At 66.5% G+C, this 13939-nt stretch carries 13 protein-coding genes; 9 read left to right on the top strand and 4 right to left on the bottom strand.

Annotated features, from left to right (window positions below; all coding sequences use genetic code 11):
• Window positions 1–51 precede the first annotated feature (51 nt).
• Together aroB and ACZK2G_RS16520 are read right to left on the bottom strand one after the other, a co-directional pair.
• Window positions 52–1164: a 3-dehydroquinate synthase gene (gene aroB, locus ACZK2G_RS16525; RefSeq protein WP_136639080.1), complete on the bottom strand. Its 1113-nt coding sequence runs from the start codon at window positions 1162–1164 to the stop codon at window positions 52–54.
• Complete coding sequence (locus tag ACZK2G_RS16520) at window positions 1161–1703, bottom strand: shikimate kinase (RefSeq protein WP_046985075.1); 543 nt, start codon at window positions 1701–1703, stop codon at window positions 1161–1163. The genes aroB and ACZK2G_RS16520 overlap by 4 nt, the downstream gene beginning before the upstream one ends.
• A 99-nt stretch (window positions 1704–1802) precedes the next feature.
• On the opposite strand from ACZK2G_RS16520, the gene ACZK2G_RS16515 reads away from it, so the two are divergent.
• A complete protein-coding gene (locus ACZK2G_RS16515; protein ID WP_012511846.1) occupies window positions 1803–2006 on the top strand; it encodes a dodecin family protein in 204 nt (67 codons plus the stop codon).
• 6 nt (window positions 2007–2012) lie between these two features.
• Here the strand turns inward: ACZK2G_RS16515 and ACZK2G_RS16510 are convergent, their stop codons facing one another.
• On the bottom strand, window positions 2013–2840 hold the full coding sequence (locus tag ACZK2G_RS16510; protein ID WP_046985076.1) for a kinase: 828 nt from the start codon (window positions 2838–2840) through the stop codon (window positions 2013–2015).
• A 40-nt stretch (window positions 2841–2880) separates the two neighbouring features.
• Here ACZK2G_RS16510 and pdxH point away from each other — a divergent pair, with 40 nt between their 5' ends.
• The 3 genes from pdxH to ACZK2G_RS16495 all read left to right on the top strand — a co-directional run bounded on the left by pdxH (window position 2881) and on the right by ACZK2G_RS16495 (window position 4472).
• Window positions 2881–3480, top strand: a complete 600-nt coding sequence (gene pdxH / locus ACZK2G_RS16505; protein ID WP_046985077.1) for a pyridoxamine 5'-phosphate oxidase — start codon at window positions 2881–2883, stop codon at window positions 3478–3480.
• A 9-nt stretch (window positions 3481–3489) separates the two neighbouring features.
• Window positions 3490–3849, top strand: coding sequence for a YqfO family protein (locus ACZK2G_RS16500; RefSeq protein ID WP_478473867.1), 360 nt, complete (start codon window positions 3490–3492; stop codon window positions 3847–3849).
• Window positions 3850–4010: 161 nt separating this feature from the next.
• Window positions 4011–4472 (top strand): DoxX family protein, encoded by a 462-nt coding sequence (locus tag ACZK2G_RS16495; RefSeq protein WP_478473865.1) that lies wholly within the window; start codon window positions 4011–4013, stop codon window positions 4470–4472.
• A gap of 74 nt (window positions 4473–4546) precedes the next feature.
• Here the strand turns inward: ACZK2G_RS16495 and prpR are convergent, their stop codons facing one another.
• A complete protein-coding gene (prpR, locus tag ACZK2G_RS16490) occupies window positions 4547–6130 on the bottom strand; it encodes a propionate catabolism operon regulatory protein PrpR (RefSeq protein ID WP_478473863.1) in 1584 nt (527 codons plus the stop codon).
• Between the two features lie 153 nt (window positions 6131–6283).
• On the opposite strand from prpR, the gene prpB reads away from it, so the two are divergent.
• The 5 genes from prpB (at window position 6284) to ACZK2G_RS16465 (ending at window position 13930) form a co-directional block, all read left to right on the top strand.
• Entirely contained in the window at window positions 6284–7177 is an 894-nt protein-coding gene (prpB, locus tag ACZK2G_RS16485; RefSeq protein ID WP_012511842.1) for a methylisocitrate lyase, read from the top strand.
• A gap of 36 nt (window positions 7178–7213) precedes the next feature.
• Window positions 7214–8371 carry a bifunctional 2-methylcitrate synthase/citrate synthase gene (prpC, locus tag ACZK2G_RS16480; protein ID WP_478473862.1) on the top strand — a complete coding sequence of 386 codons (1158 nt, stop codon included), beginning with the start codon at window positions 7214–7216 and terminating at the stop codon, window positions 8369–8371.
• Window positions 8372–8468: 97 nt separating this feature from the next.
• On the top strand, window positions 8469–11087 hold the full coding sequence (gene acnD, locus ACZK2G_RS16475; RefSeq protein WP_478473861.1) for a Fe/S-dependent 2-methylisocitrate dehydratase AcnD: 2619 nt from the start codon (window positions 8469–8471) through the stop codon (window positions 11085–11087).
• Window positions 11088–11138: 51 nt separating this feature from the next.
• Complete coding sequence (gene prpF / locus ACZK2G_RS16470; protein ID WP_046985083.1) at window positions 11139–12317, top strand: 2-methylaconitate cis-trans isomerase PrpF; 1179 nt, start codon at window positions 11139–11141, stop codon at window positions 12315–12317.
• A gap of 152 nt (window positions 12318–12469) precedes the next feature.
• Entirely contained in the window at window positions 12470–13930 is a 1461-nt protein-coding gene (locus ACZK2G_RS16465; protein WP_046985084.1) for a bifunctional 2-methylcitrate dehydratase/aconitate hydratase, read from the top strand.
• Window positions 13931–13939: the final 9 nt, after the last annotated feature.

The following is a 13939-nucleotide window of genomic DNA, read 5'->3' as shown; positions in this document are numbered from 1 at the left end:
TCATGAGCGCAGCAGCCGGCCAGCGGCCAGCACTACCGGACCAGGGGATGGTCAGGCCGCGCCCAGCACCTTCAGCACCGCCGCCTCATCCACGTCCGGCACCACTTCGGCGCGGCCCATGCCACGCCACAGCACCAGGCGCAGGCGGCCGGCCACGTTCTTCTTGTCCAGCCGCATGCGGCCGAGCAGGGCCTGCGGGTCCAGTCCGGCCGGGATCGCCACCGGCAGGCCGAGGCGTTCCAGCAGCGCCTGCAGGCGCGCACGGTCGGCATCGTCGGCCAGACCCAGGTCGGTGGACAGCTTTGCCGCCAGCACCATGCCCACCGCCACCGCTTCGCCGTGGTTCAACGCATCGCGGCCCGGGGCCGAATAGCCCTGTTCGGTCTCGATGGCATGGCCGAAGGTATGGCCCAGGTTGAGCAGGGCACGCTCGCCCTTCTCGAACGGATCGCGTTCGACGATGGCGGCCTTGTGCCGGCAGCTGCGCGCGATGGCTTCGGCCAGCACTGCGTCTTCGCTGGCCAGCAGCGCATCGGCATGCTGCTGCAGCCATTCGAAGAACACCGCGTCGCCCAGTGCACCGTACTTCACCACTTCGGCCAGGCCAGCGCGCAGTTCGCGCGGCGGCAGGGTGGCCAGCACGCGGGTATCAGCGATCACCGCGCGCGGCGGATGGAACGCGCCGACCAGGTTCTTGCCGGCCGGGATGTCGACCGCGGTCTTGCCGCCCACCGACGAATCGACCATCGCCAGCAGGGTGGTCGGCAATTGCACGCAGTCCACGCCGCGCATCCAGCAGGCGGCGGCGAAACCGGCGAGGTCACCGACCACGCCGCCGCCGAGGGCGAACACGCAGGCATCGCGGGTGGCGCCGAGTGCGGCCAGCGCTTCGATCGCGCGGCCGAATTCGGCCAGGGTCTTGGAGGCTTCGCCGGCGGCCAGCACGTGCTCGCCGACGATCAGGTCGGGGCGTGCGGCCAGCAGCGCCTGCTTCACGGCGGCCAGGTAGCGCGGGGCCACTTCGCTGTCGCTGAGCAGCAGCACGTGGCGGCCGCGAACGTGCGAGGCCAGCGCAGCGCCGTCGGCCTGGGCACCGGCGCCGATGGTGATGGAGTAAGGGCGGTCGCCGCCAACGGCGACCTGCAGCAGGGCGGGGGAAGTCATGCGGTCAGGTCCTGGCGCTGCCATTGCGTAGCCAGCTTGACCACCAGGTGGGCGGTCGCGTCGGCAGCGGTATACGGGTCGGTATCGAGGGTGAGGTCGGCCAGCTCGCGGTACAGCGGGTCGCGGTGTGCGGCCAGATCGTGCAGCACCTGCTCGCGGTCAGGGCGCTGCAGCAGCGGCCGGCCCTTGTCGCGGGCCAGGCGCTCCAGCTGTTCGGCCACGCTGACCCGCAGATAGACCACGAAGCCGCGCTGGGCGATCAGCGCACGGTTGCCCGGATCCAGTACGGCGCCGCCACCGGTGGAGACCAGCTGGCCACGGCCTTCCAGTACGCGCGCAAGCGCCTCGCGCTCATGGCTGCGGAAGCCGGTTTCGCCCGAGTGCTCGAAAATGGTCGGGATGCTGGCGCCGGCGGCATCGACGATGGCCTGGTCGACATCGACGAAGTCCAGCGTGAAGCGCTCGGCCAGGCGGCGGCCGATGCAGGTTTTACCGGCGCCCATCGGGCCGATCAGGATCAGGTTCGGAGCAGGGTTCATGCCCCTCTGATCCTAACACCTCCGTGCCTTGGCCTTTACGTTCTTCACGTCACGGTGGGGGTCCCTGCGGGGTTTCCCGCGCCTGACGGAGTAGCAGCCATGACGGTCGCCAAGGTCATCGAAATCAATGCGTCCTCGCCCAAGAGCGTGGAGGATGCCGTGCGCAGTGGCTTGAAGAAGGTGTCCGGGACGGTCAAGGGCATCCAGGGCGCCTGGATCAACGAAACCAAGGTGGTGACCGATGGCAACGGCGAAATCACCGAATGGCGGGTCAATCTGCGGGTGACGTTCCTGGTGGAATAGGCGCCCTCAGCGCACCGCCTGCACCTGGCGCTGGCCGTCCAGCACCACCACGTGGTCGGCCAGGCCGGGCAGGGCATGCAGTGCCTGCCGGCTGACCCGCTCGTAATACTGTACGAAGCGCTCCAGCTGCGGCCGGCTCATGCCATGCCGGCCCGGCTGCGCCGCCTGCAGGTTCTGCTCCTGCTGCCAGCGCCAGCGCGGCACCACCGAAAAATCCGGCGGCTGCAGGAACCACAGGCGGTTGCAGCGCTGCCACAACGCCGGGTAGTCGCGGGCCAGTGCCTGATTGCACCAGCGGCGCCAACGGCCATCGGCGTCGGCCTCGCGTTCCAGCGCGTTCAACGGGCTGTCCAGTGCGTTGTCATCCTGCGCTGGTGTGCCGAGGAACCAGCCTTCGAACACCAGCAGGTCCAATGGCTGCTGCAGCTGCGGCCACTGAGCCTCAGGCAGGCGCTCGTCGGCCAGCTTGTCGAATCGTGGCATCGCAAAGGGCTGGCGTGCGGCCACCGCGTCCAGCACGGCGTGGGCCAGCGGCAGGTCGTGGGTGCCGGGCGGCCCGCGGGTGATCAGCAGCGGATGCACCTGGCGGGCCAGCCGCTGGCGCTGCGCGCGGGTCAGGTAGACATCATCGATCGACAGCGTGGCCGCGTTCAGGCCACGTGCTTGCGCGCGCGCCACCACCTGCGCCGCCAGCGTCGATTTGCCGCTCCCCTGCAGGCCGCTGATCGCCAATACTGGAACTGCTGCACCGCTGGCCAGCGCATCGTCCAGCGCCTGTTCGGCCAATGTTTCGGGGAATCCTTTCACCTGGGGCATATACGCAGCAGCGACCATGCAGCCACAATAGCCCAATCCGTGTGAGAAGAACGCAATCATGAGCGACCTGTACGCCGAAGCCCTGTCCACGTTTGCCGGCCTGTTCGAAGAGGCCAAACAGAGTCGCGAGGTCGAGCCGAATGCGATGACCGTGGCCACTGCTGATACGCAGGGCCGTCCCTCGGCGCGCACCGTGCTGCTGAAGGCCTTCGACGAGCGTGGCTTTGTCTTCTACACCCATCTGGACAGCCACAAGGGCCAGGAACTTCAGGCCAATCCGCAGGCCGCACTGCTGTTCCTGTGGCGCAGCCTGCGCGAGGCTGGCATCCAGGTGCGCATCGAAGGCCGTGTCGAACAGGTGGCAGACGCCGAGGCCGATGCCTATTTCGCCAGCCGCCCGCGCATGAGCCAGATCGGCGCGTGGGCCTCGCAGCAGTCGAAGACGCTGGCAACGCGCGAAGAGTTCGACGCGCGCGTGGCCGAGATCGAAGCCCGCTTCGAAGGCAAGGACGTGCCGCGCCCGGAGGGTTGGAGCGGCCTGCGTGTGGTACCCGACCGCATGGAGTTCTGGTACGGCGCGCAGTTCCGCCTGCATGAACGCTGGTGCTATGAAGCCGGTGCCGAAGGGCGCTGGAGCAAGCGCCTGCTGTACCCGTAAGGCAACCTGATGCAGCGCCTGCCGCTGTACCGTGTGGTGGTGTTCGTGCCGTCGGCAGCACTGGATGCGGTGAAGCAGGGCATCCTCGCGGTGGACGCGCTGGCGGCCGGCGACTACGAGCACGGGATGTGGTGGTCGGCGCCGGGGTTTGAACAGTTCCGTCCGCGCGTGGGTGCGTCGCCCGTGCAGGGTGAGGCGGGTCGCACCGAGGTGGTCGACAGCGTGCGTCTGGAATTCTGCCTGCCGCGTGATCCGCAGCGGCTTCAGCGCATCTTTGAACAGGGCATTGCGCCGCATCACCCGTGGCAGGTGCCGGTGGTGCAGGTGGAGGAAATCGAGCTGCTGCTTGCTGATGCAAGCTCCTTGTAGAGCCGAGCCATGCTCGGCTGCTGTTGCTCTGGCGCGTAAGGCAGTCGAGCATGGCTCGACTCTACAAGAGCTCGTTGTCGCGAACGGACTGGTCAGCTTCATCTGCGAGCAGGTCAGCAACCGGCACACTCCGAAGAATTCCCTCGATTTCCGGAGTCGCCATGCCTTCCTGGCGCTGCCTGTTCGCCATACCTCCCACCCGCCGCGGCTTGGAAGCGTACCTGCTGCTGCTCGCCCGTATCGTCGCCGGTGTGATGTTCTGCGTGTCCGGCTGGAACAAGGTGTTCACCGACGCGGGGCGCGAGCGCATGGTGCATACGTTGGTTGATGCGGGCATTCCGTTCCCGGTGTTCAGTGCGCCGGTGCTCGGGGCGATCGAATGGATCGCCGGCGGCCTGCTGGTGCTGGGTCTGTTGAGTCGCCCCTCGGCCCTGCTGCTGGCGGCGATCTGCGCGGTTGCTGCGCTGACCGATGGCATCGCGCGCATTCCTGCCGGGCTTAGTGTGCCGGATTGGCTGAGCTGGTTCTTCTATCTGAGCGAGGTGCCGCTGGGCGTGCTGCTGTTATGGGTTGCGGCAGTGGGCAGCGGCCGGTTTGCGATAGAGGCGCGCTGGGCACGCTGACGGCACGCACCCTGTAGAGCCGAGCCCATGCTCGGCTGCTTCTGCGGGAAGATCAGCCGAGCATGGGCTTGGCTCTACAGGCCTTCAGCGCGCAGCCAGCGCCACAGCGTGGTGCGCGATACACCCAGCGCCTGCGCCATGCCCTCGCGATCATTGCGATGTTCCTGCAGCAGCGCTTCCAGCTGCGCACGCGGTGGGCGCTTGCCGTTGCTTTCCACCGGCAATGCTGCAACGCCCTCATTCAAAAGTTCGGGCGCAAGCTGCAGCAGTCGCGCGGCATCAATCAGCCCTTCACCGGGCTGCCAGTGGATGCGCAGGCGATCCACCAGATTGCGAAGTTCGCGCACGTTGCCGGGCCACTCGGCGGTGGTCAGAACCGCCAGTGCGTCCTCATCCAGTGGCGCGTCGATGCCGCGCAGCTGGCGGAAGAAGTGCTGCGCCAACAGCAGGATGTCACCGCGCCGCGCACGCAGCGAGGGCAGGGCAATGCGCAGCGCTGCCAAGCGGTAATACAGGTCGCGGCGGAAGCTTCCGGTGGCCGCGCGCTGCTCCAGCGACTGCAGGGTGGCGGCCACCACGCGCAGGTCCACCGGGGTCGGTTCGGTGGCGCCGACACGCAGCACTTCACGTTCTTCCAGCACCCGCAGCAGGCGGGTCTGCAGTGGCAGCGGCAGTTCGCCAATTTCGTCCAGGAACAGAGTGCCGCCATCTGCCGCCTCGACCAGGCCGACGCGGCCGCCACGACGTGCGCCGGTGAAGGCGCCATCGCTGTAGCCGAACAGTTCCGCCTCCAGCAGCGATTCACTGATCGCCCCGCAGTTCAGTGCCACGAAGCGTCCACGACGACCGCTGGCAGCGTGCAGCTGGCGCGCGACCAGTTCCTTGCCGGTGCCAGTCTCGCCGCTGACCAGCACGGTGCTGTCATGTGGGGCGTAGAGCGCGATCTGCGCGCGCACCTGCGCCATCGCGTCGCTGTCGCCGAGCAGTTCATGCGCATCGGCACGCGCTGCCGGGCGCCGGCGCGGGGCAGGGCGGTTGCTGCCGGAACGTGCCAGGGTCTGGGTCAGTTCCAGTGCATGTTCGAACGCCTGCCGCACCGAGTCGGCCGAATACAGCAGCACCCCGGGCAGGCCGGCCTGCTCGGCATGGTCGATGGCCATGCCGGTGCCGACGATCACCTCGATGCCGTTGGCGCGCAGGTCGGCGATGCAGTCGCGCGCGTCCTCGCGGGTGACGAAGCGGCGATGCTCGATATCCAGGCCGAAACTCTGCTGGAAGTTGCTGAACACCGGTACATCGCTGGCGTGGGTGACCAGGCCGATGCGCGGAGCGATGCGTCGCGCGCGCGCCAGTGCTTCCATCAGGTCGAAGCCGTTGGCCTGGATCGGCACCAGTGGCAGCTCCAGCCGACCACGCAGCCACGCCGCGTTGGAGCCGCCGGCAATCACCACATCGCAGTGCTCGCGACGCAGGCGCTGGCCGATCACCTCTACCGCCTCCTCGAAGCCGAGGTTGATCTGCTCGATGCGTGCGCGGCGGTCGAATTCGGGAATGACGTCGCCGAGCAGGCCGGTCAGCCGCGAGACGCTGACGGTCCAGATCACCGGGCGGCCGGGGTCGATATCGGCGTGGCGCAGGGGTGATCGGGGCAGGTACATGGCGGCGGGTTCGGGCGGGGTGTTTCATGATACATCTGTTTCAATGTTTCATTTGTTTCGCCGTTGCGTGCCGGTCATCCCCGTGAAATCAACCGCTTGCAGCTTGGCATGGTGCTTGCGCCTACCTTCCCGTTCTTCAACCTGGATTGCCGCATGACCGCTTCCGCCCCATTCTCCGCCGGTGCCCGCTTCCGTGAGGCGCTGGCTGCCGAATCGCCGCTGCAGGTGATCGGCGCGATCAACGCCAACCATGCGCTGCTGGCCAAGCGCGCTGGCTTCCGTGCCATCTATCTGTCCGGTGGTGGCGTCGCCGCTGGTTCGCTGGGTCTGCCGGACCTGGGTATCAACACCCTGGAAGACGTGCTGATCGACGTGCGGCGCATCACCGATGTCTGCGACCTGCCGCTGATGGTCGACATCGACACCGGTTTCGGCCCGAGCGCGTTCAACATCGCGCGCACCGTGAAGTCGCTGATCAAGGCCGGCGCGGCTGCCTGCCACATCGAAGACCAGGTTGGCGCCAAGCGCTGCGGCCACCGTCCGGGCAAGGAGATCGTCTCGCAGGGTGAAATGGTCGACCGCGTGAAGGCTGCCGCCGATGCCAAGACTGATCCGGACTTCTTCCTGATCGCACGCACCGATGCCATCCAGGTGGACGGCGTGGACAAGGCCATCGAGCGCGCCATCGCCTGTGTCGAGGCAGGTGCCGACGGCATCTTCGCCGAGGCTGCCTATGATCTGGACACCTACCGCCGCTTCGTCGATGCGGTGAAGGTGCCGGTGCTGGCCAACATCACCGAATTCGGTGCCACCCCGCTGTTCAGCCGCGATGAACTGGCCTCGGCCGGCGTTGCCATCCAGCTGTTCCCGCTGTCGGCGTTCCGCGCCGCCAACAAGGCCGCCGAAAATGTCTACCAGGCGGTGCGCCGCGATGGCCATCAGCGCAATGTGGTGGAGAGCATGCAGACGCGCGAAGAGCTGTATGACCGCATCGGCTACCACGCCTTCGAGCAGCAGCTCGATGCACTGTTCGCCGCCAAGAAATAAGCAGTACCCTGCACCATCAGTTTTCGGAGGGAAAACATGAACGATACAACCGCAACCCCGACCTTCAAGCCGAAGAAGTCCGTCGCCCTGTCCGGCACTGCTGCCGGCAACACCGCGCTGTGCAGCGTGGGCCGCAGCGGCAACGATCTGCACTACCGTGGCTACGACATCCTGGACCTGGCCAACACCAGCGAGTTCGAGGAAATCGCCTACCTGCTGGTGCACGGCAAGCTCCCGACCCGCGCCGAGCTGGTTTCGTACAAGGCCAAGCTGAAGTCGCTGCGTGGCATTCCGGCGGCGGTGAAGGCCGCTCTGGAAGAACTGCCGCCGTCCGCACACCCGATGGACGTGATGCGCACCGGCGTGTCCGTGCTCGGCTGCGTGTCGCCGGAAAAGGACGACCACAACCATCCGGGCGCGCGCGACATCGCCGACAAGCTGATGGCCTGCCTCGGTTCGATGCTGCTGTACTGGTACCACTGGAGCCACAACGGCCGCGCCATCGATGTGGAGACCGACGACGACTCCATCGGTGGTCACTTCCTGCATCTGCTGCACGGCGAGAAGCCGCAGGATTCGTGGGTGAAGGCGATGCACACCTCGCTGATCCTGTACGCCGAGCACGAGTTCAACGCTTCGACCTTCGCCTGCCGCGTCATCGCCGGCACCGGCAGCGACATGTACAGCGCGATCTGCGGTGGCATCGGCGCGCTGCGCGGCCCCAAGCACGGCGGCGCCAACGAAGTGGCGTTCGAAGTGCAGAAGCGCTATGACAATCCGGACGAAGCCGAGGAAGACATCAAGGCCCGCGTGGAGCGCAAGGAAGTGGTGATCGGTTTCGGCCACCCGGTCTACACCGTGTCCGATCCGCGCAACAAGGTGATCAAGGACGTCGCCCGCGAACTGTGCGAAGAGCAGTCGAGCATGAAGATGTACGACATCGCCGAGCGCCTGGAAACGGTGATGTGGGACATCAAGAAGATGTTCCCGAACCTGGACTGGTTCAGCGCCGTCAGCTACCACATGATGGGCGTGCCGACCGCGATGTTCACCCCCCTGTTCGTGATCGCCCGCACCGCCGGCTGGAGCGCGCACATCGTCGAGCAGCGTATCGACGGCAAGATCATCCGCCCGAGCGCCAATTACATCGGCCCGGAAGACCGCGACTTCGTCGCCATCGACAAGCGCGTCTGATCCACCTGCTGTATCCATCCGGCCGGCCCTGTGCCGGCCGGATGCTTTCGCCGCCGCACTGCCGGCACCCGGCCCGCCCAAAGCATCCCGCCAGCCCATGAATACCGATTACCGCAAGAACCTCCCCGGCAGCTCGCTGGACTATTTCGACGCGCGCGCCGCTGTCGATGCGATCCAGCCCGGCGCCTACGCCACGCTGCCGTACGTATCGCGCGTGCTGGCCGAGAACCTGGTGCGCCGCTGCGATCCGGCGACGCTGACCGATTCGCTGAAGCAGCTGATCGAGCGCCGTCGCGACCTGGATTTCCCGTGGTTCCCTGCGCGCGTGGTGTGCCATGACATCCTCGGGCAGACCGCACTGGTCGATCTGGCCGGCCTGCGTGATGCGATTGCCGACAAGGGCGGCGACCCGGCCAAGGTCAACCCGGTGGTGCCGGTGCAGCTGATCGTCGATCACTCGCTGGCGGTGGAATGCGGTGGTTACGATCCGCAGGCGTTCGAGAAGAATCGCGCCATCGAAGACCGTCGCAATGAAGACCGTTTCCACTTCATTGACTGGACCAAGCTGGCCTTCGAAAACGTGGACGTGATTCCGCCGGGCAACGGCATCATGCACCAGATCAACCTGGAGAAGATGTCGCCGGTAGTCTACGTGCAGGACGGCGTGGCCTTCCCGGATACCTGCGTGGGCACCGACAGCCACACCCCGCATGTGGATGCACTGGGCGTGATCGCCATCGGTGTTGGCGGCCTGGAAGCAGAAAACGTGATGCTGGGCCGTGCCTCGTGGATGCGCCTGCCGGACATCATCGGTGTCGAGCTGACCGGCAAGCCGCAGCCCGGCATCACCGCCACCGACGTGGTGCTGGCATTGACCGAGTTCCTGCGCAAGGAACGCGTGGTGGGCGCCTGGCTTGAATTCTTCGGCGAGGGTGCCGCGGCACTGACCATCGGTGACCGCGCCACCATCTCCAATATGTGCCCGGAGTACGGCGCCACTGCGGCGATGTTCTACATCGATGCGCAGACCACCGAGTACCTGCGCCTGACCGGCCGCGAGGAATCGCAGGTGGCGCTGGTGGAAAACTATGCACGCACCACCGGCCTGTGGGCCGATGACCTGGCCACCGCACAGTACGAGCGCGTGCTGCGCTTCGATCTGTCGACCGTGGTGCGCAACATGGCCGGCCCGTCCAACCCGCACAAGCGCGTGGCCACCGCCGAGCTGGCCGAGCGCGGCATCGCCGACGAAGCCAAGCTGGAAGCAGGCAAGGCCGAGCAGGCACAGGGCCTGATGCCGGATGGCGCGGTGATCATCGCTGCCATCACCAGCTGCACCAATACCTCCAACCCGCGCAACGTGATCGCCGCCGGCCTGCTGGCACGCAAGGCCAACGAGCGCGGCCTGCTGCGCAAGCCTTGGGTGAAGTCGTCGCTGGCACCCGGTTCCAAGGCAGTGCAGTTGTACCTGGAAGAAGCGGGCCTGCTGCCGGACCTGGAGAAGCTGGGCTTCGGCATCGTCGCCTTCGCCTGCACCACCTGCAATGGCATGAGCGGCGCGCTGGATCCGAAGATCCAGCAGGAAATCATCGACCGTGACCTGTACGCCACGGCGGTACTGTCGGGTAACCGCAACTTCGACGGCCGCATCCATCCGTATGCGAAGCAGGCGTTCCTGGCCTCGCCGCCGCTGGTGATCGCCTATGCCATCGCCGGCACCGTCCGCTTCGATATCGAGAAGGACGTGCTGGGCGTGGACGCTGACGGCAACGACGTGCGCCTGAAGGACATCTGGCCGAGCGATGCCGAGATTGACGCGGTGGTGAAGGCCTCGGTGAAGCCCGAGCAGTTCCGCAAGGTCTACAACCCGATGTTCAACGTGCGCGTGGAGCACGGCGCAGCGGTGAGCCCGCTGTACGACTGGCGCCCGCAGAGCACCTACATCCGTCGTCCGCCGTACTGGGAAGGTGCACTGGCCGGTGAGCGCTCGCTGGCCGGCATGCGTGCGCTGGCGGTGTTGCCCGACAACATCACCACCGACCACCTGTCGCCGTCCAACGCGATCATGGCCTCCAGCGCCGCCGGCGAATACCTGGCGAAGATGGGCCTGCCCGAAGAAGACTTCAATTCCTACGCCACCCATCGCGGCGACCACCTGACCGCGCAGCGTGCCACGTTCGCCAACCCGAAGCTGTTCAACGAGATGGTACGCAACGACGATGGCAGCGTGAAGCAGGGCTCTCTGGCGCGCGTGGAGCCGGAAGGCAAGGTCATGCGCATGTGGGAAGCGATCGAGACCTACATGGACCGCAAGCAGCCGCTGATCATCATCGCCGGTGCCGACTACGGCCAGGGCAGCTCGCGTGACTGGGCCGCCAAGGGCGTGCGCCTGGCCGGCGTGGAAGCGATCGTGGCCGAGGGCTTTGAACGCATCCACCGCACCAACCTGATCGGCATGGGCGTGCTGCCGTTGGAGTTCAAGCCGGGCACCACCCGGCTGACCCTGGGCATTGACGGCACTGAGACCTTTGATGTGATCGGCGAGCGCACCCCGCGTGCCGAGCTGACCATGGTCATCCACCGTCGCGACGGCCAGGACGTGATCGTGCCGGTCACCTGCCGCCTGGACAGCGACGAGGAAGTGGCGATCTACGAAGCCGGTGGCGTGCTGCAGCGTTTCGCCCAGGACTTCCTGGAAGGCGCCAAGGTGGCGTAAGGCATCCGACGGCCCGGTAACGGGCCGTCTTTCATTGCAAGGAACCGTTCCATGGCATTTCTCCCGCAACTCTGTATTCCCGCCACCTACATGCGCGGCGGCACCAGCAAGGGCGTGTTCTTCCGCCTGCAGGACCTGCCCGAGGCCGCGCAGGTGCCGGGCGCTGCGCGCGATGCGCTGCTGATGCGCGTGATCGGTTCGCCCGATCCGTATGGCAAGCAGACCGACGGCATGGGGGGCGCCACCTCCAGCACCAGCAAGTGCGTGATCATCTCCACCGCCTCTGTGCCGGATCACGATGTCGACTATCTGTACGGCCAGGTCTCGATCGACACCGCCTTCGTCGATTGGAGCGGCAACTGCGGCAATCTCAGCACTGCGGTGGGTCCGTTCGCCATCGCCAACGGCCTGATCGATCCTGCCCGCGTGCCGCGCGATGGCCTGTGCACCGTGCGCATCTGGCAGGCCAACATCGGCAAGACCATCATTGCCCATGTGCCGATGCGCGATGGCGAAGTGCAGGAAACCGGCGATTTCGAGCTGGATGGCGTGACCTTCCCGGCCGCCGAGATCCAGCTTGAATTCATTGATCCGTCCGACGACGGCGATGCGGGCGCGATGTTCCCCACCGGGAATCTGGTCGATACGCTGGAAGTGCCGAGCGTGGGCAGCTTCGAGGTGACGATGATCACCGCCGGCATTCCGACGATCTTCCTCAACGCCGCCGACCTGGGTTACACCGGTACCGAGCTGCAGCCGGTGATCAACGAGGATAAAGGAGCGCTGGAGCGCTTCGAGAAGATCCGCGCCTACGGTGCAGTGCGCATGGGCCTGATCTCGAAGCTGGAAGACGCGGCCACCCGTCAGCACACGCCGAAGGTGGCCTTCGTGGCGCCGGCACAGGACTATGTCTCGTCCAGTGGCAAAGCTATCCCGGCGTCGGCGATCGACCTGCACGCGCGCGCGTTGTCGATGGGAAAACTGCACCACGCGATGATGGGTACCGCCGCCGTGGCGATCGGCACTGCAGCGGCAATTCCCGGAACACTGGTCAACCGTGCTGCAGGCGGCGGCGAGCGCGAAGCGGTGACCTTCGGTCATCCCTCCGGCACATTGCGCGTGGGTGCGCAGGCGGCACTCGTTGACGGGCAGTGGACAGTAAGCAAGGCCATCATGAGCCGCAGTGCCCGCGTGCTGATGGAAGGCAAGGTGCGGGTGCCGGCCGAGTAACCAGCAGGTCGGCGCTGGCATCACACGCTTCGGTAGATGCCAACCTTGGTTGGCATGGCATTGGCACCGCCCGGGCAATCTCCAGCGCCAACCAAGGTTGGCGACTACCGGGATGCGCGGCCTGACCTGCTTTTCTGAAGAGGAGATCGACGATGTCCGGCAACCACACCCCATCCAACGAGCGTGCAGCGTGGGATGCGCTGCTGGTGGACATCGTCGACTACGTGCGCGACGCGCGCATCGACTCACCACTGGCGTTCCAGACCGCGCATCACTGCCTGCTTGATACGCTGGGCTGCGGCCTGGAAGCGCTGTCCTTCCCGGCCTGCAGCAAGCTGCTCGGTCCCGTGGTGCCGGGCATCAGCGTGGTCAATGGCGCGCGCGTGCCGGGTACGCACTACGTGCTGGATCCGGTGCAGGCCGCCTTCAACCTTGGCGCGATGGTGCGCTGGCTCGATTTCAACGACACCTGGCTGGCTGCCGAATGGGGCCACCCGTCGGACAACCTGGGCGGCATCCTCGCCGTCTGCGATTGGCTGGGACGCAACGCGCAGGCCCTGCGTCGACCACCGCCGACCGTGCACGACGTGCTGCTGGCGATGATCAAGGCGCATGAGATCCAGGGCGTGCTGGCGCTGAAGAATTCCTTCAACCGGGTCGGGCTGGACCATGTTGTGCTGGTCAAGGTGGCGACCACCGCCGTGGTCGCGCAGTTGCTCGGGCTTGATCGCGAACGCATGCTCAATGCAGTGTCGCTGGCCTGGGTCGATGGCCAGGCGCTGCGCACCTACCGGCACGCGCCCAACACCGGTTCGCGCAAGAGCTGGGCCGCCGGCGACGCCACCAGTCGTGGCGTGCGCCTGGCGCTGATCGCGGCAACGGGCGAAATGGGCTATCCGAGCGTGCTCAGTGCACCGACCTGGGGCTTCGAGGCAGTGTCGATGCATGGCCAGGCACTGACGCTGGAGAGACCGTTGGGCAGCTATGTGATGGAAAACGTGCTGTTCAAGATCAGCTATCCGGCCGAGTTCCACGGCCAGACCGCGGTGGAGGCGGCGATCACGCTGCACCAGCAGCTGCGCGTGGCCGGCAGGCGCGTCGAGGACATCGAACACATCGCGATCCGGACCCAGCAAGCCTGCATCCGCATCATCGACAAACAGGGTCCACTGCATAACCCGGCCGACCGCGACCACTGCGTGCAGTACATGATCGCCATCGCGCTGCTGCATGGGCGGCTGGTGGCCGAGGACTATGAGGACGACGTCGCCGCCGATCCGCGCATCGATGCATTGCGCGCGAAGATGGCCTGCCACGAGGATCCGCAGCTCAGCGCCGACTACCTGGACCCGGGCAAGCGCAGCATCGCCAACGGCCTCAGCGTGCGCTTCAACGATGGCAGTGAACTGCCGGAGGTGCTGGTGGAGTACCCGCTGGGCCACGCCCGCCGCCGCGGGGAGGGCATTCCGCTGCTGATGGACAAGTTCCGCCGGCACCTGGCCCACCGCTTCCCGACCGCCCAGCAGCAGCGCATCCTGGCCGCCTCGCTGGACCCGGTGGCGCTGGCGGCGACGCCGGTGACCGATTACGTGGACCTGTACCTGCCGGGGTAGGGTGGCGTT

It is taken from the genome of Stenotrophomonas sp. 107298_Sma (genome assembly GCF_056480345.1).
Note: the sequence above shows the minus strand (reverse complement) of the source record. Positions and strands in the feature narration are given on the sequence as shown.